Origin of the sequence: Achromobacter pulmonis, assembly GCF_021733725.1 — a bacterium.
GTDB lineage: Bacteria > Pseudomonadota > Gammaproteobacteria > Burkholderiales > Burkholderiaceae_B > Achromobacter > Achromobacter pulmonis.
On the sequence record NZ_JAIFOT010000001.1, the window covers coordinates 590692 to 614359 of the forward strand.

21 protein-coding genes are annotated in these 23668 nt (G+C 66.4%); 15 read left to right on the top strand and 6 right to left on the bottom strand.

Annotation, left to right across the window (positions count from 1 at the left end; translation table 11 throughout):
• Nucleotides 1-36: 36 nt before the first annotated feature.
• Genes trxB through K2W61_RS02715 form a run of 5 tightly spaced genes read left to right on the top strand, consistent with a single transcriptional unit; the run spans nt 37 to nt 3759 of the window.
• On the top strand, nt 37-996 hold the full coding sequence (trxB, locus tag K2W61_RS02695; RefSeq protein ID WP_175131313.1) for a thioredoxin-disulfide reductase: 960 nt from the start codon (nt 37-39) through the stop codon (nt 994-996).
• Nucleotides 983-1669, top strand: coding sequence for a Smr/MutS family protein (locus K2W61_RS02700; RefSeq protein WP_175140936.1), 687 nt, complete (start codon nt 983-985; stop codon nt 1667-1669). Before trxB ends, K2W61_RS02700 begins: the two co-directional genes overlap by 14 nt.
• Nucleotides 1666-1995 carry a DMT family transporter gene (locus K2W61_RS02705; RefSeq protein ID WP_175131311.1) on the top strand — a complete coding sequence of 110 codons (330 nt, stop codon included), beginning with the start codon at nt 1666-1668 and terminating at the stop codon, nt 1993-1995. The genes K2W61_RS02700 and K2W61_RS02705 overlap by 4 nt, the downstream gene beginning before the upstream one ends.
• Nucleotides 1992-2636 (top strand): hypothetical protein, encoded by a 645-nt coding sequence (locus tag K2W61_RS02710; RefSeq protein WP_236755026.1) that lies wholly within the window; start codon nt 1992-1994, stop codon nt 2634-2636. Before K2W61_RS02705 ends, K2W61_RS02710 begins: the two co-directional genes overlap by 4 nt.
• A complete protein-coding gene (locus tag K2W61_RS02715; RefSeq protein ID WP_175131309.1) occupies nt 2623-3759 on the top strand; it encodes a hypothetical protein in 1137 nt (378 codons plus the stop codon). The genes K2W61_RS02710 and K2W61_RS02715 overlap by 14 nt, the downstream gene beginning before the upstream one ends.
• Here the strand turns inward: K2W61_RS02715 and K2W61_RS02720 are convergent.
• Both K2W61_RS02720 and K2W61_RS02725 read right to left on the bottom strand, forming a co-directional pair.
• Nucleotides 3756-5843, bottom strand: coding sequence for a sodium:solute symporter family protein (locus tag K2W61_RS02720; RefSeq protein WP_175131308.1), 2088 nt, complete (start codon nt 5841-5843; stop codon nt 3756-3758). The two genes, K2W61_RS02715 and K2W61_RS02720, sit on opposite strands and share 4 nt — an antisense overlap.
• Nucleotides 5843-6121 (bottom strand): DUF4212 domain-containing protein, encoded by a 279-nt coding sequence (locus tag K2W61_RS02725; RefSeq protein WP_175131307.1) that lies wholly within the window; start codon nt 6119-6121, stop codon nt 5843-5845. The genes K2W61_RS02720 and K2W61_RS02725 overlap by 1 nt, the downstream gene beginning before the upstream one ends.
• Before the next feature lie 773 nt (nt 6122-6894).
• On the opposite strand from K2W61_RS02725, the gene kdpF reads away from it, so the two are divergent.
• The 9 genes from kdpF (at nt 6895) to K2W61_RS02770 (ending at nt 17392) form a co-directional block, all read left to right on the top strand.
• Complete coding sequence (gene kdpF / locus K2W61_RS02730) at nt 6895-6984, top strand: K(+)-transporting ATPase subunit F (RefSeq protein ID WP_175131306.1); 90 nt, start codon at nt 6895-6897, stop codon at nt 6982-6984.
• Nucleotides 6984-8780: a potassium-transporting ATPase subunit KdpA gene (kdpA, locus tag K2W61_RS02735; protein WP_175131305.1), complete on the top strand. Its 1797-nt coding sequence runs from the start codon at nt 6984-6986 to the stop codon at nt 8778-8780. The genes kdpF and kdpA overlap by 1 nt, the downstream gene beginning before the upstream one ends.
• Before the next feature lie 22 nt (nt 8781-8802).
• Nucleotides 8803-10962 carry a potassium-transporting ATPase subunit KdpB gene (kdpB, locus tag K2W61_RS02740; protein WP_236755027.1) on the top strand — a complete coding sequence of 720 codons (2160 nt, stop codon included), beginning with the start codon at nt 8803-8805 and terminating at the stop codon, nt 10960-10962.
• Between the two features lie 31 nt (nt 10963-10993).
• Nucleotides 10994-11602: a potassium-transporting ATPase subunit KdpC gene (gene kdpC / locus K2W61_RS02745; RefSeq protein ID WP_236755028.1), complete on the top strand. Its 609-nt coding sequence runs from the start codon at nt 10994-10996 to the stop codon at nt 11600-11602.
• A gap of 51 nt (nt 11603-11653) precedes the next feature.
• Nucleotides 11654-14440 (top strand): sensor histidine kinase, encoded by a 2787-nt coding sequence (locus K2W61_RS02750; protein ID WP_175131302.1) that lies wholly within the window; start codon nt 11654-11656, stop codon nt 14438-14440.
• 3 nt (nt 14441-14443) lie between these two features.
• On the top strand, nt 14444-15136 hold the full coding sequence (kdpE, locus tag K2W61_RS02755; protein WP_175131301.1) for a two-component system response regulator KdpE: 693 nt from the start codon (nt 14444-14446) through the stop codon (nt 15134-15136).
• A 130-nt stretch (nt 15137-15266) separates the two neighbouring features.
• Nucleotides 15267-16031: a TorF family putative porin gene (locus K2W61_RS02760; RefSeq protein ID WP_236755029.1), complete on the top strand. Its 765-nt coding sequence runs from the start codon at nt 15267-15269 to the stop codon at nt 16029-16031.
• A gap of 134 nt (nt 16032-16165) precedes the next feature.
• Entirely contained in the window at nt 16166-16489 is a 324-nt protein-coding gene (locus tag K2W61_RS02765) for a hypothetical protein (RefSeq protein ID WP_236755030.1), read from the top strand.
• Nucleotides 16490-16492: 3 nt separating this feature from the next.
• A complete protein-coding gene (locus K2W61_RS02770) occupies nt 16493-17392 on the top strand; it encodes a 4-hydroxy-tetrahydrodipicolinate synthase family protein (RefSeq protein WP_236755031.1) in 900 nt (299 codons plus the stop codon).
• Here the strand turns inward: K2W61_RS02770 and K2W61_RS02775 are convergent.
• The 4 genes from K2W61_RS02775 to icd form a co-directional block, all read right to left on the bottom strand.
• A complete protein-coding gene (locus K2W61_RS02775) occupies nt 17370-18914 on the bottom strand; it encodes a methyl-accepting chemotaxis protein (RefSeq protein ID WP_175131298.1) in 1545 nt (514 codons plus the stop codon). The genes K2W61_RS02770 and K2W61_RS02775 overlap by 23 nt on opposite strands.
• 244 nt (nt 18915-19158) lie before the next feature.
• A complete protein-coding gene (locus K2W61_RS02780; RefSeq protein WP_175131297.1) occupies nt 19159-20430 on the bottom strand; it encodes an O-antigen ligase family protein in 1272 nt (423 codons plus the stop codon).
• A gap of 126 nt (nt 20431-20556) precedes the next feature.
• Nucleotides 20557-21534, bottom strand: coding sequence for a glycosyltransferase family 9 protein (locus tag K2W61_RS02785; RefSeq protein WP_175131296.1), 978 nt, complete (start codon nt 21532-21534; stop codon nt 20557-20559).
• Nucleotides 21535-21753: 219 nt separating this feature from the next.
• Complete coding sequence (gene icd, locus K2W61_RS02790) at nt 21754-23010, bottom strand: NADP-dependent isocitrate dehydrogenase (RefSeq protein WP_049071757.1); 1257 nt, start codon at nt 23008-23010, stop codon at nt 21754-21756.
• Between the two features lie 205 nt (nt 23011-23215).
• On the opposite strand from icd, the gene K2W61_RS02795 reads away from it, so the two are divergent.
• On the top strand, nt 23216-23641 hold the full coding sequence (locus K2W61_RS02795; protein ID WP_175131295.1) for a DUF1841 family protein: 426 nt from the start codon (nt 23216-23218) through the stop codon (nt 23639-23641).
• Nucleotides 23642-23668: the final 27 nt, after the last annotated feature.

The window sequence follows — 23668 nt, forward strand, 5'->3', positions numbered from 1 at the left end:
CATTATAATTGGGCGTTAACCTAAAGATACCCGCCCATGTCCACGCCTACGCACGCTAAAGTTTTGATACTCGGATCCGGCCCCGCCGGTTACACGGCGGCCGTCTATGCGGCACGCGCCAATCTGAGCCCCGTCCTTGTTACAGGTCTGGCCCAAGGCGGCCAGCTGATGACCACCACCGACGTCGACAACTGGCCGGCCGACGCCGAGGGCGTGCAGGGTCCGGACCTGATGCAGCGCTTCCAGAAGCACGCCGAGCGCTTCAATACCGAAATGCTGTTCGACCACATCGCCAAGGTCGACCTGTCCAAGCGCCCCTTCACCCTGACCGGCGACACCGGCAAGGTCTATACCTGCGACGCCCTGATCATCGCCACCGGTGCCTCGGCCAAGTACCTGGGCCTGCCTTCGGAAGAGGCCTTCATGGGCCGTGGCGTTTCCGGCTGCGCCACCTGCGACGGCTTCTTCTACCGCAACCAGGACGTGGTGGTGGTCGGCGGCGGCAACACCGCCGTCGAGGAAGCCCTGTACCTGTCCAACATCTGCCGCAAGGTCACCCTTATCCACCGTCGCGACAAGTTCCGCGCCGAACCGATCCTGGTCGACAAGCTGATGAGCAAGGTCGAGAACGGCAACATGGAACTGAAGCTGTTCCACACGCTGGACGAAGTGCTGGGCGACGACGGCGGCGTCACCGGCGTGCGCGTGCGCCACGTCGACACCGGCGCCACCGAAGACCTGGCGGTCACCGGCGCCTTCATCGCCATCGGCCACCAGCCCAACACCGAGATCTTCCAGGGCCAGCTCGAAATGAAGGACGGCTACATAGTCACCAAGAGCGGCCTGTCCGGCATGGCCACCATGACCTCGGTCCCGGGCGTGTTCGCCGCCGGCGACGTGCAGGACCACGTCTACCGCCAGGCCATCACCAGCGCCGGCACGGGCTGCATGGCCGCCCTGGACGCACAACGGTGGCTGGAGAATGCGGGGCAATAAGGTCGGCGCGGCCGACCTGAAACGCCTCAAGAAAGACCTGCAGGCCGAGCGGGAGCGCGCCGCCCTCGCCCAGCGGGTGGCCGCGCTCAAGCAAGCCGCGCCGTCCGCCGCGGCCGAAACGGACCCGGCCGATGACATGGCCGCCTTCCGGCGCTCCATGCAATCGGTCACGCCGATCCGCCAGGTCGCGCGCGTCGAGCACAAACCGGCGCCCCCGCCCGCGCCGGCCCTGCGCCGCGCCAATGCGCTGGGCGAGACCAGCGTGCGAGCCGACGCAGGCGTCTCGGACGGCGGCGAAATCACCCATCTGCTGTCCGAAGGCGGCACCGCCTTCGTGCGCGGCGATGCCGCGCCCGACACCGCGCGCAACCTGCGCCGCGGCCAATGGCGCGCCGGCGCCGAACTCGACCTGCACGGCCTGCGCGTGGAACAGGCGCGCCACGCCCTGCTGTCATTCCTGGACGAATGCCAGGAACACGGCATCCGCTGCGTGCGCGTCGTGCATGGCAAGGGCTACGGCTCGCAAGGGCTGGAACCGGTGCTCAAGGACAAGGCCCGCACCTGGCTGGTACAGAAAAACGAGGTGCTGGCGTTTTCGGAGGCGCCCGAACGCGAAGGCGGCGCTGGCGCCCTGCTGGTGCTGCTGCGGCAGTCGGACGGGCCGCGCAAATGAAGTGGCTCTACCTCGGCGTGGCCATCGTCGCCGAAATCTTCGCCACCAGCGCGCTGAAAAGCTCCGACGGCTTTTCGCGCCTGTTGCCGTCGCTCGTGACGGTATTCGGCTACACGATCTCGTTCTATTTTCTATCGCTGACGCTGCGCGAGGTGCCGGTCGGCATCGCCTATGCCATCTGGTCGGGCGTGGGCATCGTGCTGATCTCCATCGTCGGCGCCCTGTTCTTCAAGCAGCACCTGGACACGCCCGCCCTGATCGGCATCGGCCTGATCATCGCCGGCGTGGTGGTGATGAACGTCTTCTCGAAGTCCGTGCCCCATTGATCCGTCAAACCCCGCCCTCGACGGCCTCCTGGCGCCACCGGCTGGCCGCAGGGCTATGTCTGGTCTGGCTAAGTCTGCTGCTGGCCGGCAACGCCTGGGGACAGGAATTCGACCGGGCTGCGCAGCAGTTGCGCTACCAGGCCTGGCTGGCGCTCTTCAAACAGGACATGGACCGGCTGGCGGCCATCCGCCGCCCCTTGTCGGAAGCCGAACTGGACGCCCTCTTCGCCAGCTCGGTCGTGCCAGGTTCGCGCGGCGCGGCGTTCATCCGCCAGGCGTTCACGCAACGCGCCGGCGGCACCACTTATTTTCCGCGGCCCGGCCCGCGCACCGTGCTCATGGCCGTGCTGGACAGCGCCATTCCCGCCGGGCAAGGAGGCCCGTATCCGGAAAGCGACCCCGCCCTGGACGTTACGACACTGACGGTCTGGTACCTGCACGTGGACGTCGGTGACATGACCAACACCTACCTCCTGTCAGGGGAACACTTCAAGCCCTACCGGCTGCCGCCCCCCGGCAAGCTGGAACGCAATGCCTACCCCTTCGTGCTGATGGATCTGCAGGACGCCACACCGCGCCTGGGCGGCATCGGCGCCGAACTCTGGGGCTTGGTCGCCTACTTGCACAATGCCGCGCATTGATTCGTTTCCGCTCCGGCTGGCGCTGACATTGCTGGCCGTCGTGCCCGGACTCGTCCACGCGGCCTGTGAACCGCTCGCCGCGTCCGCGCGGCGCCACACCCAGGTCATCGACATCAGCCTGGATGAGCAGAACACCCTGCTGGCGTTGGATGGCTCGCGCATCCGCTCATGGCTGCCCAGCGTGACCGTCGAAACCGGCACGCGCGCCAGGCCCGTCATCTGGGCCGAACAGGTAGACTGGTCGGTTTACGCCGCCGCCCCGGGCGCCCGTATCGGGGTGACCATGCTGCGCTGGGAAATCCGCGCCGATGGCCGCCCACGCCTGTGCGGCATCGCGCGATACGCCGCCGACACGGTGCGCCGGGTGCGGGCCTCGGGTGACGCTACCCTGCCCCGTCCCGCAGCGGAAACCCGCTACTACTATGACGCGCAGGGCCGCCTGGCGGGCTACGAGGAACGCACGCGCGCATGGAACGGCGTCGCGGGCCGGCCAGCGCGCTACTGCCTGCGCTACGACGAATATGGCTGGTTGGCGGAGGTGGGCGCCAACGACTGCGCGGCCGCCCGGCCCAGCAGCCGTTACGTCCACAACGCCGCCGGCAGGCTGCTGCGCACCATCTCGTACCAGGTCGAATCCGGCGATGCCGTCGCGGTGACGACATTTGACACGCATGGCCGCGCGGCGGCGCGCTATCTGCGGGAAGTCTCGGTACAACCGGACGGCCGTCCCCAGTTGGGTCCGCCCTATCGGGACCGCCCGGGCGAGCACGCCATCATGGTGTTGCCCGGCCCCGCGTGGCGTCCGCCCGCGTTGGAGTCCTATCACTACGACTGGGCCATCGTGCAACCCACCCCGACCGATGACGCCAGCGATGTCTATGCCGCCAAGCGCGACCCGGCCCAGGTGCTCGCCACAGGCAACAGCGGCAACGGCGCTCAGTTCATTCTGAGCGCCGCGCAACGCAAGCGCGTCTGGGAAGCCGCCGGCGAAACGCCGGGCGGGGTGCAATGGCTGTGGGCGCCCGGACAGATCCACACCTTGCTGCAGGCCATGCCCCGGCAGGCCTGGAACACCTGCATCGACCCACACAACCGGCACGCCCACGCCTGCGAAGCGCCTTAGGCGCTCTCCGTCGGCGGCTTCGACGCCCCCGGCTGGCGCAGGTAGTCCACCAGGGCCAGCGTGGCCCGATCCGGCCGCGGGGTCAGCAGCGACACCACAATGATCGTCAGGAACGCCACCGGCGCGCCGAACACGCCGGCAGCGATCGGCTGGATGCCCCACCACAGGTCCACCGGCTCGGTCCGCGAAATCCCCAGCACCCACTCCCGCAGCCAGGGATGCGTATGCGTCATGTATGCGAACGTCGCCAGCAGCCCCGCCGCCATGCCGAGCGTGGCCCCCCATTTGTTGGCGCGGCGCCAGAACACCCCCATGACCAGCGCCGGGAAGAACGACGAGGCCGCGAACGAGAACGCCGCCGACACCATGAACAGAATATCGGCCGGCTTGCGCGCCGCCACCCAGGCCGCGCCGAAGGCCACCACCAGCAACAGGATCTTGGATACCATCACCCGCCGCGCCGCCGACATGCGCGGCGAAACCATCCGGTACCACATGTCGTGCGACAGCGAATTGGACAATGTCAGCAACAGGCCGTCGGCGGTCGACAGCGCCGCCGCCAGGCCGCCCGCCGCCACCAGGCCGGAAATCACATAGGGCAAGCCGCCGATCTCGGGCATGGCCAGCACCACCACGTCGGCGCCGATGCTGATCTCGCTGAGCTGCACCACGCCATCGCGGTTGATGTCGGTCACGTCCAGCAGGTTGCTGTCGACCGCGCTCCAGGCATGCACCCAGTTCGGCAGACTGAGGAAATTCGACCCCACCACCTGGGTATAGACCTCGTACTTCACCAACAGCGCCAGGGCGGGCGCCATGAAATACAGCAATAGGATGAACAGCAACGACCAGCACACCGAACGGCGCGCCTCGACCACCGACGACGTCGTATATGAACGCATCAGGATGTGCGGCATGCCGGCAGTGCCCAGCATCAGGCACAGCACCAGCGCCAGGAAGTTGATGCGCATGTTGCGCCGCTCTTCCGGATCGGCCGATGGAAAAGGCTCCGCATGCGGCGTCAGCGGCGCGGCGCGCGCCTCGAAAGTGGACTTGGCCTGCGACCAGGCGATACGGGCGTCCTCCACCGTCGGCGGAAACGTCGCCAGTTCGCGCTCGACCGAGCGGATCTCGACCATGGGCGCATCGCTGGCATTGAGCTGGGCCAGGCGGCTACGCAGTTTGTCCTTTTCCAGCGCCCAGGATTCCGGCAGGTCGCGCACCCGCTGCGCCATCTCATCGGCGTGCTGCTGCCACAACCGGCGCACCTCGATCTCGGCCGGATCGTTCTGCAGATAGACCTCTTTTTCCGTCACCTGCTGCAGCACCACCCCGGCCGACAGCTGCGGCACCGGCATGTCGGTATGCTTGATCGACAGCCACACCACGGGCACCAGATAGGCAATGACCAGGATGATGTACTGCCCCACCTGGGTCCAGGTAACGGCGCGCATGCCCCCCAGGAAAGAACAGACCAGCATGCCGCCCAACGCCACGAAGATGCCCAGCTCGAACGAAATGCCGGTCATGCGCGTGGTGATGATGCCCACGCCGTAGATCTGCGCCACCAGATAGGTGAACGAGCAGAGGATGGCGCAGGCCACGCCCGCCAGCCGCGGCAGATTGCCGCCATAGCGCGCGCCCATGAAATCGGGAATGGTGTACTGGCCGAAGCGGCGCAGGTACGGCGCCAGCAGCATCGACACCAGCACGTAGCCGCCGGTCCAGCCCATGATGTACGCCAGCCCGCCGTAGCCCGTCAGGTAGAGCGTGCCGGCCACGCCGATGAAGGACGCCACCGACATCCAGTCGGCAGCGGTCGCCATGCCGTTGTAGATGGCCGGCACGCGCCGGCCGGCGACGTAGTATTCGACCTGGTCCGAAGTGCGGCAGACGATACCGATGCCCGCATACAGGCTTACCGTGACCAGCAGGAACACATAGCCGATCCAGTTGCGCGGCAGGCCCAGGATCTCGGCCAGCGCCATCAGCAGGATCATCAGCGCGAATCCGGCCGTATACAGCACGTAGATGCGGCGCAGCCGGATGCGGAATTCCTGCGGGGTATCTCCGCCGAACGGCATCAGCGATTCCCCCTGGCCTCTTCGGCGCGCCGGTCGGCGCGGTTCATGAGCCGGGCGTAGATGCAGATGATGATCAGGTAGGCCAGCGGCGCGCCATAGGCCGCCATCCAGAACGAGAACGGCCAGCCGATGAAGTCGAACGACAGGTCGCGAGCGAAATAGGATGGAATGAATGTCAGCGCCGCCCACACGACCACCAGCAATGCGATCAGCCGCACGTTGCGGCGCCAATAGCGGGACGGGGAGGAAGATTCGGAGGAAACGCGGGATTCCGGCATAGCTGGCGTGAGCGAAACCTGAGGAATATCGCGAAACGCGGCGCTTGAAAAGCCTGGCGGGACGAAATTCGGGCTTTTTATGCGACAACGGCTGGCACTGCCTGGTGCCAGCCGTTGTGCGTTTTGCTTTTTTTGAGTACTGCTACTTTTTTTATGTACCGGTGCCGCCGGTAATTGCCCATGCAGGGCTTTGTCTCCTCACCTGCATGGGAAGAGATTCTGCACCAGATGCGGGAATGTCACACTAGGGGAATGCCCTAATTCGGCGCATTCATTTACTTATTACTCGCACCATATTGGTGCGTTTTGGTGTTTCCATTCTAAATACTGGGATTTTCCCCATCAAATCCCGACTTCCAGACTGCCGCGGCCCGCACCGGCACGCCCGATTTTGAGCCCGGCTCAAGAATCGGCCGCCGCCGCGCCCGCTTCCGGGCACGCGCCGCGCCCGCTTTCCGGGCAGCCCTGCCGCGCCATGGCGGCGCATGCGCTGGCCGCAATGATAGTCGCGCGTCTTTACGTTCTGTTTACATCGGCACGCCAAAGCTATACCCCGTTTTTACCCCCCGCTCCGTAACCTGCCGGTGTCCTGATTGGTCATTACGCCCGCGCGGTCCGCATCCTTTTTGCCGCGCCGGCCCATCGTTCGCAGGGAGCGTCGCTCCCGGGAGGAAAAACGTGGATGTCATCTATATCGCGATCTTCGCCGCCATGGCCGGGCTGACCTGCGCCCTGGTCCGGTTCTGCGAAGCCTTGTCTGCAGGAACACAATCATGAGCGCGCTTTACTGGCTAAGCGGCGTCACGGCCGCGCTGCTTTTTGTGTACCTGTTGATCGCCCTGTTCAAACCGGAGAAGTTCTGATGACTGCCGAATTCATCGGATTGCTGGTCCTGTACCTGGCGGTCCTGCTTGCCATAGCGCCTTTTCTCGGGCGTTACATCCGCATCGTCATGGAAGACCGGCAATCCCGGCTGACCGCCTGGGGCCGCCCGCTCGAACGTGGCATCTACCGGCTGGCGGGCATCGACCCGCAGGCCGAAATGGGCTGGAAACGCTACGCCCTGGCCGTGCTGGCCTTGAATATCCTGGGCGTCATAGCGGTCTACGCCCTGCAGCGCCTGCAAGGCCTGCTGCCGCTGAACCCGGCGGGCATGGGCGCGGTCTCACCCGACTCCTCGATCAATACCGCCATCAGCTTCGTCACCAATACCAATTGGCAGGGCTACGGCGGCGAATCGACCATGAGCTACCTGACGCAGATGCTGGCCATGACGGTGCAGAACTTCGTCTCGGCCGCCACTGGCATCTCGGTCCTGTTCGCGCTGATCCGCGGACTGGCGCGCCACGGCTCGGCCACGCTGGGCAATTTCTGGACAGACCTGGTGCGCTGCACGCTGTACCTGCTGTTGCCGCTGTCGCTGGTGCTGGCGCTGGCGCTGGTCAGCCAAGGCGTGATCCAGAACTTCAACCCCTACCAGGAAGCGCAGACGCTCGAAGCCCTGCACTACGAACAGCCACGCGTTGACGCGCAGGGGCAGCCGGTGCTGGATGCCAGCGGCCAGGCCGTCACCGACCCGGTCATCGCCCGGACGCAGACGCTGGCGATGGGGCCGGTCGCCTCGCAGGAAGCCATCAAGATGCTGGGCACCAATGGTGGCGGCTTCTTCAATGCCAACTCGGCTCACCCGTTCGAAAACCCGACTGCGCTGTCGAACTTTCTGGAAATGCTGGCGATCCTCGTGATCCCCGCCTCGCTCTGCTTCGCTTTCGGCGAGATGGTGGGCAACCGGCGCCAGGGCATCGCCATCCTCGCGGCCATGACACTGCTGTTCGCGGCGTTCGCGCTGAGCACCGCCTATTTCGAACAGCAGCCCAATCCGATGGCCGCCCAAGCCGGCGTCAACAACGCGATGAGCGCGCTCGCGCCCGGCGGCAATATGGAAGGCAAGGAAACCCGCTTCGGCATCGCCGCCACCTCGCTGTTCGCCACCATCACCACGGCGGCCTCCTGCGGCGCGGTCAACGGCATGCATGACTCGTTGAATCCGCTGGGCGGGCTGTCGCCGATGCTGCTGATGCAACTGGGCGAAGTGGTCTACGGGGGGGTCGGCTCGGGGCTGTACGGCATGCTGGCGTTCGCCATCCTGGGCGTGTTCATCGCCGGCCTGATGGTCGGCCGCACGCCCGAGTACCTGGGCAAGAAGATCGAGGCCCATGACATGAAGATGGTGTCGATCGTGATCCTGGCGACGCCGCTGCTGGTGTTGGGCGGCACGGCGCTGGCAGTATCGGCGGCGGCCGGCCAGGCAGGCGTGCTCAATCCCGGCGCCCACGGCTTCTCCGAGATCCTGTACGGGCTGTCCTCGGCCGCCAACAACAACGGCAGCGCCTTCGCCGGCCTGTCGGCCAATAGCCCCTTCTACAACGTACTGCTCGGCGCCGCCATGTGGTTCGGCCGCTTCGCCGTGATCGTCGCGGTGTTGGCGCTGGCCGGTTCGCTGGCCCCCAAGCGTCGCCTGCCCGCCGGCCCCGGCGGCATGCCGACGACCGGTCCTCTGTTCGTGGTGCTGCTCATCGGCGCGGTGCTTCTGGTGGGCGCCCTGACCTATGTGCCCGCGCTGGCCCTGGGCCCGGTCGCGGAACACCTGCAACCCTGAACACAACAGGCTAGGAAAGAAAATGGCCAAGATTGAAATGTCTACCCAAGGCGCCGGCGGCGCGACCGCCCGCATACCCGCGGCTGTGCCGCCGGAACGCAAATTCAGCATGTGGTCCGGCGCCCTGGTCGGCCCCGCGCTGCTGGACAGCCTTCGCAAGCTCTCGCCCGCGGCCCAGCTCAAGAACCCGGTGATGTTCGTGGTTTATGTGGGCAGCATCCTGACCACGATCCTGTGGCTCATGGCGCTAGGTGGCCACGCCGAGGCCCCTGCAGGCTTCACCCTCGCGATCACGATATGGCTCTGGTTCACCGTGCTGTTCGCCAATTTTGCCGAGGCGCTGGCCGAGGGCCGCGGCAAGCAGCAGGCAGCGACCCTGCGCGGCCTGCGCACCACCATCGAGGCCCGCCTGCTCAAGGGCTTTCGCGAGGAGGACGCAAGCCATGCCGAATCGGCGCAATGGCGCAGCCGCGCCGTCAGCCAGCCTTCCGGCCTGCTGCGCCGCCATGACGTGGTGCTGGTCGAGGCCGGCGACACGATCCCGGGCGATGGCCAGGTCATCGCCGGCGTCGCCTCGGTGGACGAAAGCGCCATCACCGGGGAGTCCGCCCCGGTGATCCGCGAGTCCGGCGGCGACTTCTCGTCGGTCACCGGCGGCACCCGGGTGCTGTCCGACTGGATCTTCGTGCGCATCGCCGCCGATCCGGGCGAGAGCTTCCTGGACCGCATGATCGCCATGGTCGAAGGCGCCAAGCGCCAGAAGACCCCCAACGAACTGGCGCTGACCATCCTGCTGGTCGGCCTGACGGTGGTGTTCCTGCTGGTGGTCACGACCCTGATGCCGTTCTCGATCTACGCGGTCACGAGCGCCGGCGGCGGTGCCGTCATCACCATCACCGTGCTGGTGGCGCTGCTGGTGTGCCTGATCCCCACCACCATCGGCGGCCTACTGTCGGCCATTGGCGTAGCGGGCATGAGCCGCATGATGGGCGCCAACGTGATCGCCACCTCGGGCCGCGCGGTGGAAGCCGCCGGCGACGTCGACGTGCTGCTGCTGGACAAGACCGGCACCATCACTTTCGGCAACCGCCAGGCCTCCACCTTCCTGCCCGCGCCCGGCGTGTCGCCGCGCGAACTGGCCGACGCGGCGCGCCTGGCCTCGCTGGCCGACGAGACGCCCGAGGGCCGTAGCATCGTGGCGCTGGCCGACAAGGCCATCCACGCCCCGGCCCTGCACGCCTCGGACGCCGAGTACGTGCCGTTCAGCGCGCAGACCCGCATGAGCGGCGTCAACCTGAAGGACCGCCTCATCCGCAAGGGCGCGGTCGACGCGGTGTGCGCCTGGCTGGCCGAGCAGGATGCGACCGTGCCGGAGCAAGTGTTGCGGCTGGCCGAGGATGTCGCGCGCCGCGGCAGCACGCCCCTGCTGGTCAGCGACGGTAACCGCGCCCTGGGCGTGGTCGAGCTCAAGGACATCGTCAAGCCCGGCATCCAGTCGCGCTTCGCCGAATTGCGCCGCATGGGTATCAAGACCGTGATGATCACCGGCGACAACAAACTCACCGCCGCATCGATTGCGGCCGAGGCCGGTGTCGACGACTTCCTGGCCGAGGCGACACCGCAAGCCAAGCTCAAGCTGATCCGCGACTACCAGGGCGAAGGCCGCCTGGTGGCGATGACCGGCGACGGCACCAACGACGCGCCGGCGCTGGCCCAGGCCGACGTCGCGGTGGCGATGAATTCCGGAACGCAAGCCGCCAAGGAAGCCGGCAACATGGTGGACCTGGATTCCAACCCCACCAAGCTCATCGAGATCGTCGAGATCGGCAAGCAGATGCTGATGACGCGCGGCGCGCTCACCACCTTCAGCATCGCCAACGATGTGGCCAAGTACTTCGCCATCATCCCGGCGGCATTCGCCACGGTGTACCCGCAGTTGAATGTGCTGAACATCATGGGCCTGACCACGCCGGCCTCGGCCATCCTGTCGGCCGTGATCTTCAACGCGCTCATCATCATCGTGCTGATCCCGCTGGCGCTCAAGGGCGTGCGCTACCGGCCGCTGGGCGCCTCGATCCTGCTGCGCCGCAATCTGCTGATCTACGGACTGGGCGGTTTGCTGGTGCCATTCGCCGGCATCAAGCTGGTCGACATGGTGCTGACCGCCCTGGGCTGGGCCTGACCCCTACCCGCTAACGAAAAAGGAACGCCACATGAAACCCACCCTTCCCCTGCCGCGCCAAGGCGGCATCCTGCGCCCCGCGCTGGTGGTCTTTGTCGCCCTCTCCCTGGTTACAGGCCTGGCCTATCCCTTCCTGACCACCGGCATCGCCGCCGCCGTGTTCCCGCACGAGGCCTCCGGTTCGCTGATCCGGCAAGGCGACAAGGTGATCGGCTCGGAGTGGATCGGCCAGTCGTTCAGCGCGCCCCAATACTTCTGGGGCCGCCCGTCGGCAACGTCGCCGATGCCCTATAACGGCGCCAACTCAGGCGGCTCCAACCTGGGGCCGCGCAATCCGGCCCTGGCCCAGGCGATCCAGGCGCGGATCGCCGCCCTGAAGGCCGCCGATCCGGACAACCCCACACCCGTGCCAGTGGACCTGGTCACGGCGTCCGGCAGCGGCCTGGATCCCCACATCAGCCCGGCGGCAGCGGCATACCAGGCCGCGCGCGTGGCCCGCGCCCGCCACCTGACCCGCGCCCAGGTCGACGCCCTGATCCAGGCCAACACCAGCAGACCGTGGCTGGGCGTGCTGGGCGAGCCGGTCGTCAACGTGCTCAAGCTCAACCTGGCGCTGGATCAGCAGGCGCCGGTGAAATGAAGCGCCAGCGTATAGTATTGCCAGCCGTTATCTCCCTCTATTTGCGCGTTCATGGCTGACACTGCTGGCGAGCGTCCCGATCCGGACGCGCTCTTGAAAGACCTCGACGAGGCCGCGCGCCAGGCGGTGCGCGGCAAGTTGCGGGTCTACTTCGGCGCCTCGGCCGGTGTCGGCAAGACCTACGCCATGCTGGTGGCGGCGCGCGCCCAGGCCGCGCAAGGCGCCCGTGTGCTCGCCGGCATCGTCGAAACCCACGGCCGACGCGAGACCTCCGCCCTGCTCGACGGGCTGGCGGTCCTGCCGCTGAAAGACGTCGCCTACCGCGGCCACGTGCTCAAGGAGTTCGACCTGGACGGCGCCCTTGCCGCCCATCCCGACCTGGTGCTGGTCGACGAACTGGCCCACTCCAACGCGCCCGGCTCGCGCCACGCCAAGCGCTGGCAGGATATCCAGGAGCTGCTGGCGGTGGGCATCGACGTCTGGACCACGCTCAACGTGCAGCATCTGGACAGCCTGAACGAGGCCGTCGGCAGCATCACCGGCGTGCGGGTCTGGGAGACCGTGCCCGACGAGATCTTCGACGCCGCCGACGAAGTCATCCTGGTGGACCTGTCGGCCGACGAACTGCTGCGCCGCCTCAAAGAGGGCAAAGTCTACCTGCCCGAGCAGGCGCGCCACGCCACCCGCAACTTCTTCCGCAAGGGCAACCTGATCGCGCTGCGCGAACTGGCCCTGCGCCGCACCGCCGAGCACGTCGACGATGACGTGCAGGCCTACCGCCGCGACCGCGCCATCGAACCGGTCTGGCGCACGCGCGAAGCGGTCGTGGCCTGCGTCGGCCCCGATGCCGACGCGGACTACGTGATCCGCAGCGCCCACCGCCTCAGCCAGCAACTTGAATGCGACCTGCATGTGGTCACCATTGACGCGCCGCGCGCTGCGCCGCCGCCGCAAGCCGAACGGGAGCGACTGCAACGCAGCCTGGCGCTGGCCGATTCGCTCGGCGCGCGCTGTGAAACCCTGGCCGGCGGCGACATGGTCGACGCGGTGGTGCGCTACGTGCGTCGCCACAACATCACCAAGGCCATCGTCGGCCGCACCCGCGCCAGCGGCCTGCAACGGCTGCGCCTGTCGCTGTCGGCATTGCTGACTGCGGCCATCAGCCCCGGCTGGCTGTGGCGCCGCCACAGCTTCGCCGACATGCTGGCCGCCGGCTGTCCGGAGATCGACGTCATCCGCCTGGGCGCGCCGCCGCTGCCCGCGGCCAGCGGGCCGGGCCGCGATCCGCTGACGCTGGGCCGCCGCGGCCGCCTGCCGGCCGATGAACGCGGCCCGTTGGCGCTGGCCGGCTATGCCTGGGCGCTGTGCTATTGCGGAGCTGCCACTGCGCTGTCGGCGCTGGCGTTCCCCGCGCTGCACCAGACCAACATCGTCATGCTGTTCCTGCTGGCGGTGGTCGCGGTGGCGCTGCGCCACGGTCGCGGCCCGGCCGCGCTGGCTTCGGTCGTCAGCGTGGGGCTGTTCGACTTCTTCTTCGTGCAGCCGCTGGCCTCCTTCGCGGTCTCGGACGTGCAATACTTGCTGACCTTCAGCGTGCTGTTGGCCGTGGGTCTGCTGATCGGCCAGCTCACCGCCGGCCTGCGATTGCAGGCCCAGGCCTCCGCCAAGCGCGAGGCCGACGCGCGCAGCCTGTACGAATTCGCGCGCGAGCTGTCGTCCGCGCTGCTGCCCGAGCAGATCGTCGCATCCGCCGGCGCCTTCGTCCATGCCACTTTCGGTGCGCGCTGCGCGCTCTACATCCTGGGCCTGGACGACCGCCTCAAGCTGGCCTCGCCGGCCGCCGAAGACATGCCGCCGCTGGAATCGGCGCTGGCCCAGTGGGTCTACGACCATGGCCAACCGGCAGGCGCCGGCACCGCCACGCTGTCCAACAGCGAGTTGCTTTACTTGCCGCTGAAGGCGCCGATGCGCACCCGCGGCGTGCTGGCGTTGGCCGCGCCGCGCCGCGGCCTGTTCTCGCAGCCCGACTCACGCCGCCAGATCGAGACCTACGCCACGCTCATCGCCATCGCCCTGGAACGCCTGCACTATGTGGAAGTGGCGCAGCAGGCGCTGGTCAGCATGGAATCCGAGAAGCTGCGCAACTCGCTGCTGGCGGCGGTATCGCACGACCTGCGTACGCCGCTCACCAGCCTGGTCGGCATGACCGACACGCTCATGCGACGCCAGGACACGCTGCCGGGCGACGTCCAGGACACCATCCGCGCCATGCGCGACCAGGCGCAGCGCATGCACGCGCTGGTCGCCAACCTGCTCGACATGGCGCGGCTGCAGAGCCGCGACACGCCGCTGCGGCGCGAGTGGCAATCGATCGAGGAACTGGTCGGCGCCTCGCTGGCCGCCATGCGCGAACCGCTCGCGGCACATCGCGTTGCGGTCGACCGCCTGTCCGGCCTGCCGCTGGTCGAATGCGACGGCGTGCTGATCGAACGGGTGCTGTGCAACCTGCTGGAGAATGCCGCCAAGTACACCCCGGCCGGCAGCGCCATCCGCGTGCACGCCATGGCGCGGGACGGCGAGCTGCGCGTGGCGGTGTGCGACAACGGCCCCGGCGTCGCGCCCGGCGCCGAGCGCCGCATCTTCGAGAAATTCACCCGGGGCGAACGCGAGTCCGCCACACCCGGCGTCGGCCTCGGCCTGGCGGTGTGCGAGGCCATCGTCAGCGCCCACCACGGCCGCATCTGGGTCGAGCATGCGCCGGGAGAACCCAATGGCGCGCAGTTCGTCTTCACCCTGCCCCTGGGCAGCCCGCCTCCGATCCAACCCGAAATCGCCTGAACCATGTTCGACTTTCAGCCCACCGTTCTCATCATCGAGGATGACGCCAATATCCGCCGCTTCGTGCGCCAGGCCCTGGAGAGCGAAGGCTGCGCCGTGTTCGAGGCCGACACCGTCAAGCGCGGCCTGATCGAGGCCGGTACGCGCCAACCCGATGCCGTGGTGCTGGACCTGGGCCTGCCGGATGAAGACGGCATGACCCTGATCCGCGAACTGCGCGGCTGGACCGAAGTGCCGGTGCTGGTGCTGTCGGCGCGCACCGCCGAGACCGACAAGGTGGCCGCGCTCGACGCGGGCGCCGATGACTACCTGACCAAGCCGTTCGGCGTCAGCGAACTGCTGGCGCGGCTGCGGGTGCTGCTGCGCCGTCATGCCCGCGGCGGCGCCGGCAGCGCCGCCGAGATCCGCTTCGGCGAGGTGCGCGTGGATTTCGCCAAGCGCGTGGTCGAACGCGGCGGCCAGCATGTGCATCTGACCGCCATGGAATACCGGCTGCTGGCCGCGCTGCTGGCGCATCGCGGCAAGGTCATGACGCACCGCGAACTGCTGCGCGAGGTCTGGGGCCCGTCGCATGTGGAAAGCAATCATTACCTGCGCATTTACATGGGCCACCTGCGGCAGAAGCTCGAGGCGGATCCGGCGCAACCGGTCTACCTGCTGACCGAGATTGGCGTGGGCTACCGCTTCGCGGGGTGAAGCCCGACGCGCAAGCAGGCGCGACATGCGGCGCCGTTGATGCGCCTTTTACGCGGGCCGAGCCACTCTTGTCTCGCCGTTTATGCCGCTTCTCCTATTGTGGCGATCCCGTCCAACACAGGAGAATTCCATGTCCCGCAACACCCTGGCCGCGCTTGCGCTGCTGGCCCTGGCCGCCCCCGGCCACGCGGCCGACGCCCCCGCGACGGTCGGCGAACCCGCCCCCGAGTATTCGCTGAGCGCCAACGTCACCCTGGCCAGCCAGTACCGCTACCGCGGCCTGATGCAGACCAACAACCAGCCCGCGATCCAAGGCGGCTTCGATTTCACCCACGCCAGCGGCCTGTACCTGGGCAACTGGAACTCCAGCATCAGCTGGCTCAACGACGGCAACAGCAAGGTCTCAGCGCCAGTGGAAATGGACTTCTACGGCGGCTACAAGGGCAATCTGGCGCCGAACGTGCCGTTCGACCTGGGCGTGCTGCAGTACTACTACCCCGGCGACTACCCATCGGGCTACACCCGTCCGGACACCACCGAGCTGTATGCCGGCCTGGGCTACGGTCCGGTGCTGTTCAAATACTCGATCGCCATGACCAACCTGTTCGGCTTTGCCGCCAGCAAGTACAGCCAGTACTTCGATCTGAGCGGCAACTTCGACACCGGCTTCTGGGACCTGACGGTCAATGCCCACGTCGGCCACCAGACGGTGCGCAACGTCACCGACGGCGCCTACACCGACTGGAAACTGGGGCTGACCAAGGACTTCGGCCAGGGCCTGACGATCTCCCTCGCCTACCTCGACACCAACGCCGACCGTGCCGTCTACACCAACAGCCGTGGCCGCTACATGGGCCGTGCCACCGGCCAGCTGTCGCTGACCAGGACATTCTGAGGCGCCCGGGCGTTGACGCGCTTTTTACGCGTCGCGCCCGCATTTTTTGGCGGGTTTTACGGTCCGCTTTCTATAGTGGAATCGTCATCAACCAACCGGATACGCGCAAGCCCGCCTGCGCCCCGCCACCCCCCATGATTCCCCGCCAAGAACGCAGCACGCACGCCTCGTTTGACCGCCCCGCCCAGGCCCTCGCGCCGCGGCCAGCGGAGAGGGTCTCCCTGACCGTCAGAATCGACACGCTGGACGCCTTGAAAGTCAGGCTGGCCCTGCACCGTGAGTTGGGCGAACGGATCGGCGTCTACGTGTTGTCGGTGGATCACGCTCATGGCCAGAGCGTCCTGCAGTTGCACTGCGACCGCGAACAGGTCGACGCCCTGATGCACGCGGTGATGTGCGGCCTGCCCCAGGCCGAATTCGGCCCGCTGCGCCCCGCGGGCGCCATCACGGTGCAGTAAGCCATGGATACCCCGCTCACTTCCGCTTTCGAGGGCCTCTGGCTGCCGATGGTCACGCCGATGCGCGGCGGCTACGTCGATGGCGAAGCCGCCCAGGCGCTGGCGCGCTACTACCGCAACGCCGGCATCGCCGGCCTGGTGCTGTTCGGTTCCACCGGCGAAGGCAACCTGCTGTCCATTCCCGAGAAGATCGAGATGATCGAGGCCATCCGCCGCGATCCACACGCCCTGCCGCTGGTGTTCGGCGCGGGCGGCGTCGACACGCGCGGCGTGGCCGCCGCCATCCGCCGCCTGGACAAGTACGCGCCCGCCGGCTACCTGGTGCCGCCGCCCTACTACCTGGGCCCGTCGCAGCAAGGCATCCTGTGGCACTACCGACAGATCGCCTGGGCCACCGAACGCCCCATCATCCTCTACAACATTCCCAAGCGCGCTGGCGTCACCATGACGGTCGAAACCATGGAATCGCTGGCGCTGCTGCCCAATTTCCGCGCCGTCAAGGAATGCAATCCCCCGGTGCTGATGGCGCTGAACGCGCGCGGCCACCTCGCGGCGCTCTGCGGCGAGGACATGGCGCTGCTCGACCATTTCCTGGCCGGCGGACGGGGCGCCATTCCCGCCGCCGCGCATCTGTTTCCTGAACGCTTCGTCGAAGTCATGCAATTGGCGCGCGACGGCCGCGCCGATGCCGCGCGCGATCTGTTCGAACCGCTGCGCGGCCTGATCCGCCTGCTGTTCGCCGAGCCCAATCCGGCGCCGATCAAGCGCGCGCTGGCCCTGCAGGGCCTCATCGCCGACGAATTGCGCCTGCCCATGACCAGCGCCAGCCGCGAATTGACCGCGCGCCTGCAACGCGCCATGAGCGTGGCACAGGGTTCTCCTAGTAGGCTGCAGACAGCTTGAACACGGCCACCGCGCGCGCCAGGTCGTCGGCCTGGTCGTGCAGGGTGGAGGCCGACGCCGCGAACTCCTCGACCAGCGCCGCATTCTGCTGCGTCACGCCGTCCAGATGCGTCACCGCCTGATTGATCTGCTCGATGCCCACGCTCTGCTCGGCCGAGGCCGTGGCGATCTCACCCATCAAGGGCGCGCTGGTCGCGGCCGACTGCAACACACTGCCCATGGTGGCACTGGCCTGCTCCACCCGTTGGCTGCCACGCGCGACGGAATCCGAGGACGCCTCGATCAGCGTCTTGATTTCCTTGGCGGCGGTGGCCGAACGCTGCGCCAATGCCCGCACTTCTCCGGCCACCACCGCGAACCCGCGGCCCTGTTCGCCCGCGCGCGCGGCCTCCACAGCCGCATTGAGCGCCAGGATATTGGTCTGGAACGCGATCTCGTCGATCAGGCGGATGATCTCGTCAATCCGCTGCGAGCTTTGCGATATCTCGCGCATCGCATCGATCGCGTGCTGGGTTTCCTCGCTGCCCTGGCGCGCCAGCTGCGCCGACTGCCCCGCCAACGAACTGACTTCGCGCACGTGTTCCGCGCTCTGCCTGGCGGTGGCGGTGATCTGCTCAACGCTGGCCGCGGTCTGTTCCAACGCCGCCGCCTGCTTCTCGGTGCGGTCATGCAGGTCCATGCTGCCCGCTGCGATCTGGCGTGAGGCTGCGGCGATCGAGCCGGTGGAATGAACGATGCTGCGCACCGCCACGTCCAGGCGCTCCTGCATCAGCGCCATGGCGCCGAACAGCCGGCCGATCTCGCCCCGGTGATGGCGTGAGATGACGCTCGACAGATCCCCCCGCGCCACCCGCTCACACACCTCGACCGCCTCGTCCAGCGGACGGATGATATGGGAGCGGAAAAAACGCAGCGCCGCCGCCAACAACACCGCCAGCAGTCCCACCGTCACCCCTCCCTGGCGCCACAGCGTGGCACTGAAGGCCGCATCGACGTCGTCCACATACAACCCGGTGAACAGCAACCAGCCCCATTCCGCATCGTAGACCGCATAGCTGATCTTGGGCAGGGCAGCATCCGCCCCCGGCCGCGGGAAGCGGTATTCAATGAAGCCGCCCCCCTGCTTGCCACGGTCGTACAGTTCCTCGAAGATCGGCAGGCCGTCGCTGTCCTTGACCGCGCGCACATGGGTGCCCACAAGCTTGGCATCGGGATGCACCAGCAGCGCATAGCGGTCATCGAACACCCCGACGTAGCCATCCGCGCCATAGCGCAACTGCGCCAGGCGCTGCGCCACATTGCGCTTGGCCTGCTCAACCGACAAGCCTTCGTCGACAGCGCGTTGCTTGCCGTTGCGCACGATACCGGCCGCCAGGTCCAGTACATGGCGCAGTTCCGTCTTGCGGTCGACCAGCATCTCGCCACGCCGCTCCCATGCTTCCCAGCCTCCCAACGCGAGCACGGCGGCGCCAACGGCGAACACGAACCACAGTAGCTCCCTGCGCAAGCTTGAATTCTTCATAGACCCTCTTCGTCCTGTCCTTCCGCGCTCGCAACCAAAGACTGCGGAATGTGACTATTTATATGTTGCGTCCGAGCAGCATACGAGGGTGCAGCAGGGGTTTTCACCGACGAGGGCAGGCTGGCTTGATCTACGTCAATCGCATTCGGCATTTGTTGCGCAACGCGCGCGCGCGAAAAAAAGCAAGGCCATACAAGCCTCGCTTTTTTTGCGGACAAGCCGCCCGCGCAGGCGGCGATGCCGTCTAGCGCCGCGCCGCCAGATGCTGCTGCGCCAGTCCGGTGCGAGCCGAGGTCAGCGCATACAGCACCACCACGGTCAACGCATAGATCGGCACGCTGCGCATGTTACGGAACATCATTTCCGACAGGCTGAAGACGAAGTAGCCCAGGCAGAACAGCATGCCGATCTGCGAGCCGACATGCACCACCGGGTCGTTGCTGGCGGAACGGCGCCAGAAAATCGCCGCCGGAATCAGATACAGCGCCAGGATGCTGAGCAGGCCCAGCAGGCCATAACCGGCCAACGCCCCCAGCATATCGTTGTGGGGCTCGCCATAACCAACCGCCACCTCTTCCGTCACGATGCCCTGCTTCTGCAGCTTCACCAGTTCGGACCGGAAGTGCGGCACGCCGACACCGACCAGCGGGCTTTGTTTGAACATCAGCCACGAGGCTTCCCACAGCTGGATGCGGATTCCCACCGAGGTATCGCGATCATGTTGCTCGTAGCGGTTCAGGTCCGACACCACCCCTTTCCAGCGGCTTTCCTTCGAATGCCAGGACACGGCGGCCACCACCGCCATCACCATGACCAGACCGCCCAGGAACAACAGTTTGCTGCGCAGGCGCCACTGGCGCTTGGTCAGCAGATAGACCAGGCCGAACACCAGCAGCAAGGCCCAACTGCTGCGCGTCTGCGATACCCAGACGCCATAGATGCTGAGGGGCACCGCGGCAATCTTCAGCCCCGCCTCGAGACGAGGCCAGGGCGACAACCGCCAGGGTAGCGTCAGGAGCGCTCCCAGGCCGAAAAGAATCGTCAGGTCGGCAAAGGCCACGGCGTTATAGCGCCCGCCAAAATCGGAAACCGCGCCACGGCCCAGACTCGGGGAATGCACGATGTAGATCAGCATCAGCGAACCGGCGAAGGCACCGAACAGGAAGCTCCATTGCACATGCTGCAGCCAGTTGCGGGGCACCCGCAGCAACAGCCAGCAGACCGGCACCGCCAGGGCGAATCGCAGCAGCTTCTCGATTTCAGAAGAACTCCACACCCCCAGGTAGGTGCTGCTGACGAGCATCGCCAGCAGCGGCGCCATCAGTGCCACGGCCATCGGCCACAGTTCGCGCAACGCAAAGGGTTCGCCGGAGCGCACCAGGTTCATCGCCATCGCCGTCAATGCGATCACAGCCGTCAGGTAGAGGATGGCGGGTCCGCCCACGGCGCTGGTCAGGGCCAGAGCGGGGATCAGCAACGTCAGGAATGCGACGCTGCGCAAGCAATTAATGGACATGATAGGTTCAGCTCAGCCTTTGCGACGACCGGTCGGCACATCTAGGGATAGGAATTGGCCAGCGCACAGGCAGCAACGGTTTGCGCGGAATCGAGCAACCATTCACCGCGGCACCGCTGTCCGGAGTCAAGAACGGACGGCCTTGGAGGCCGCCATGGATTTTTTATAGTCGCGCGTCAACCCTTCGAACGCCGCCATGACGCTGCCCGGTCGCAACCACTCGCGCCACAGCCGGTCACGCCAACGGCCGCCCGGGATGTAGGCGGGATAGGCGATGCGCGACATCGACCAGCCCGGCCGCCAGGCCTTGGTACGGGTCGGGCGGCCCGTCAAGGTCAAGGTTGGCACCCCGACGCTGGAAGCCAGGTGGCCAATGCCGGACTCGTTGCCGATGAACCAACCGCACTCATGGATGAACGCGGCCACATCAGCCAATGATGGTGACTGCTGGATGGGCAGGCCCGCATCCGTCAGGCAGGCCCATTCGGCCCGCTCGTGCGGCGCCAGAATGAAAACCGGCTCATACCCTTGTCGCTGCAGGCGCAGGCCAAGCTCGACAAAATGCCGGGGCGCCCAGCACCGCTGGGCGCCCGTGGACGACGGATGCACCGCCACCCGGGCTTCGAACACACGATGACGCCCCGCCACCGGGGGCCGCAGGCCGATATCGGTGCCAGACAAAGGCAGTTCCAATACATCGCGGCAGTAATCACTGATCTGGTTGAGCTTGACGAAGCCCTTGCCCGTAATGACCACGTGCGCGTCGTAATAGAAATAGGATGCGGCAACGTCGTGCAGGGCGTATGGCCAGCCTATATGCATCTGCGCCGCGCAATCATAGCCGGCCAGCGCCTGCGCGGCCTGCTCCTTCGGCAGCGACGGCCGGATGTCCATACCCGGGAACCAGGTCCTCAGGCCATAGGCAAAATCGCCAAAAACGGTGACCTCGCGCCCATGCGCAGCCAGATTGTGCGCCATCGTCATCATCAACAGCGTGTCGCCCAGCCTGGGCGCCATCAGTAGCGCGATGCGCTTGGCTTCGCGCAAGCCACGCACAGAAGCCGAGGCATCGTAAGGCGGCATATCGGGGGCGGGTTGTGCCATATCAAAGAAAAATACGCGGGCTGAAGGGATTACCGTATTACAAGCGCTGTAATTATACTGTCACAATAATCACAAATTATTTCTTTTTGTCATACCCCGACGCATAAAGCGCGCACAGTTGCGCAGGCCAGACCGGAAAGAACATGCGGGCCCTGAAAAAACCCGCAGGCCAGAGGGCTTGCGGGTTTTCAGGTGGCACGCCGACAAGGAAAGATCCCGTCACATGTTTTCGATCATGACCTGGCCGAAGCCCGAGCATGACACCTGCGTCGCCCCTTCGAGCAGGCGGGCGAAGTCGTACGTCACCTTCTTGGACAGGATCGATTTCTCCATGCTGGAGATGATCAGATCGGCCGCCTCGGTCCAACCCATGTGGCGCAGCATCATTTCCGCCGACAGGATCTCGGACCCCGGGTTCACATAGTCCTTGCCCGCGTACTTGGGCGCCGTGCCGTGCGTGGCCTCGAACATGGCGACCGAGTCGGACAGGTTAGCGCCCGGGGCGATGCCGATGCCGCCCACCTGCGCGGCCAGCGCGTCGGAGATGTAGTCGCCGTTCAGGTTCAACGTGGCGATCACGTCGTATTCGGCCGGGCGCAACAGGATCTGCTGCAGGAACGCGTCGGCGATGACGTCCTTGACGATGATCTCACGGCCGGTCTTGGGATTCTTGAACTTGCACCACGGGCCGCCGTCGATCAGTTGCGCGCCGAATTCCTTCTGCAGCAGCGCGTAGCCCCAGTCGCGGAAGCCGCCCTCCGTGAACTTCATGATGTTGCCCTTGTGCACCAGGGTCAGCGAGGTACGGTCGTTGTCGATGACGTACTGCGCCGCCTTGCGCACCAGGCGCTCGGTGCCTTCGCGCGACACCGGCTTGATGCCAATGGACGAGGTGTTGGGAAAACGGATCTTCTTGACGCCGAGCTTGGTCTGCAGGAACTGGATCAGTTCCTTGGCCTGCTCGCTCTCGGCCATGTATTCGATACCGGCGTAGATGTCTTCCGAATTCTCGCGGAAGATCACCATGTTGGTCTTTTCGGGTTCGCGCACCGGCGAAGGCACGCCCTTGAAATAGGCCACCGGGCGCAGGCAGACGTACAGGTCCAGTTGCTGGCGCAGCGCCACGTTCAGCGAACGGATGCCGCCGCCGACCGGGGTGGTCAGAGGGCCCTTGATCGACACCACGTAGTCCTTGACGACCTCCAGGGTCTCGTCGGGCAGCCAGACGTCCGGGCCATAGACCTTGGTGGCCTTCTCGCCGGCATAGACTTCCATCCAGTGGATCTTGCGCTTGCCGCCGTAGGCCTTTTGCACCGCGGCATCGACGACCTTGATCATCACGGGGGTGATGTCCGCGCCCGTGCCGTCGCCCTCGATGTAGGGCACGATGGGCTGATCAGGCACATTCAGCGAGAAATCAGCATTGACCGTGATCTTCTGGCCCCCAGCGGGCACCTTGATATGTTGATAGGACATGAATGCTCCATTTGCTCCGGGTGGTTTTTCTGCACGCGCGCCGCATCGGCTGGCGTGAGCGCCGCGGGCCGCGTGGCCCTGGCCGAACGCCCACTGGATGGCGGATAGCAACCAATTCTATATCGCATTGGCGCCGGCGGGCGGGCGACGTGCCGGCGGGCGGTAAAATAAAGGCCTCTCTGGCCAGCCTGGCAACCGTCTGACAATGTTCAACCCTTCCCGCGACCAAGTCCGCGAATTCTTCATCGAAACCTGGCGCAAGCACCGCGCCAACGAAGTCCTGACCCCGCTGGAGGCCATGGCCCTGGACTGGATCATCGAGCACCAGGAATACCATGCCGACCTGGAAAGCCCCGAGGCCATGAGCGCCGAATACGCGGTGGAGAAAGGCCGCACCAACCCATTCCTGCACCTGTCGATGCACCTGGCCATCGCCGAGCAGTTGTCCATCGACCACCCGCCAGGCATCCGCAACGCCTACCAGCGCCTGGTGGCGCGCAGCGATGCGCACCAGGCGGCGCACGAGATCATGGAATGCCTGGGCCGGGTGGTCTGGGAAGCCCAACGCCTGGGCACGCCGCTGGACAGCGATACCTACATCGACCTGATCCGCCAGCGCGCCGAGCGCTAGGCCGTTGCCGCGCCCCATGAAAAACCC

What these genes read in the sequence shown, in the direction of transcription:
- trxB (WP_175131313.1), top strand. Translation starts at nt 37, where the DNA reads ATGTCCACGCCTACGCACGCTAAAGTTTTGATACTCGGATCCGGCCCC.
- K2W61_RS02700 (WP_175140936.1), top strand. Translation starts at nt 983, where the DNA reads ATGCGGGGCAATAAGGTCGGCGCGGCCGACCTGAAACGCCTCAAGAAA.
- K2W61_RS02705 (WP_175131311.1), top strand. Translation starts at nt 1,666, where the DNA reads ATGAAGTGGCTCTACCTCGGCGTGGCCATCGTCGCCGAAATCTTCGCC.
- K2W61_RS02715 (WP_175131309.1), top strand. Translation starts at nt 2,623, where the DNA reads ATGCCGCGCATTGATTCGTTTCCGCTCCGGCTGGCGCTGACATTGCTG.
- K2W61_RS02720 (WP_175131308.1), bottom strand. Translation starts at nt 5,843, where the DNA reads ATGCCGTTCGGCGGAGATACCCCGCAGGAATTCCGCATCCGGCTGCGC.
- K2W61_RS02725 (WP_175131307.1), bottom strand. Translation starts at nt 6,121, where the DNA reads ATGCCGGAATCCCGCGTTTCCTCCGAATCTTCCTCCCCGTCCCGCTAT.
- kdpF (WP_175131306.1), top strand. Translation starts at nt 6,895, where the DNA reads ATGAGCGCGCTTTACTGGCTAAGCGGCGTCACGGCCGCGCTGCTTTTT.
- kdpA (WP_175131305.1), top strand. Translation starts at nt 6,984, where the DNA reads ATGACTGCCGAATTCATCGGATTGCTGGTCCTGTACCTGGCGGTCCTG.
- kdpB (WP_236755027.1), top strand. Translation starts at nt 8,803, where the DNA reads ATGGCCAAGATTGAAATGTCTACCCAAGGCGCCGGCGGCGCGACCGCC.
- kdpC (WP_236755028.1), top strand. Translation starts at nt 10,994, where the DNA reads ATGAAACCCACCCTTCCCCTGCCGCGCCAAGGCGGCATCCTGCGCCCC.
- K2W61_RS02750 (WP_175131302.1), top strand. Translation starts at nt 11,654, where the DNA reads ATGGCTGACACTGCTGGCGAGCGTCCCGATCCGGACGCGCTCTTGAAA.
- kdpE (WP_175131301.1), top strand. Translation starts at nt 14,444, where the DNA reads ATGTTCGACTTTCAGCCCACCGTTCTCATCATCGAGGATGACGCCAAT.
- K2W61_RS02760 (WP_236755029.1), top strand. Translation starts at nt 15,267, where the DNA reads ATGTCCCGCAACACCCTGGCCGCGCTTGCGCTGCTGGCCCTGGCCGCC.
- K2W61_RS02765 (WP_236755030.1), top strand. Translation starts at nt 16,166, where the DNA reads ATGATTCCCCGCCAAGAACGCAGCACGCACGCCTCGTTTGACCGCCCC.
- K2W61_RS02770 (WP_236755031.1), top strand. Translation starts at nt 16,493, where the DNA reads ATGGATACCCCGCTCACTTCCGCTTTCGAGGGCCTCTGGCTGCCGATG.
- K2W61_RS02775 (WP_175131298.1), bottom strand. Translation starts at nt 18,914, where the DNA reads ATGAAGAATTCAAGCTTGCGCAGGGAGCTACTGTGGTTCGTGTTCGCC.
- K2W61_RS02780 (WP_175131297.1), bottom strand. Translation starts at nt 20,430, where the DNA reads ATGTCCATTAATTGCTTGCGCAGCGTCGCATTCCTGACGTTGCTGATC.
- K2W61_RS02785 (WP_175131296.1), bottom strand. Translation starts at nt 21,534, where the DNA reads ATGGCACAACCCGCCCCCGATATGCCGCCTTACGATGCCTCGGCTTCT.
- icd (WP_049071757.1), bottom strand. Translation starts at nt 23,010, where the DNA reads ATGTCCTATCAACATATCAAGGTGCCCGCTGGGGGCCAGAAGATCACG.
- K2W61_RS02795 (WP_175131295.1), top strand. Translation starts at nt 23,216, where the DNA reads ATGTTCAACCCTTCCCGCGACCAAGTCCGCGAATTCTTCATCGAAACC.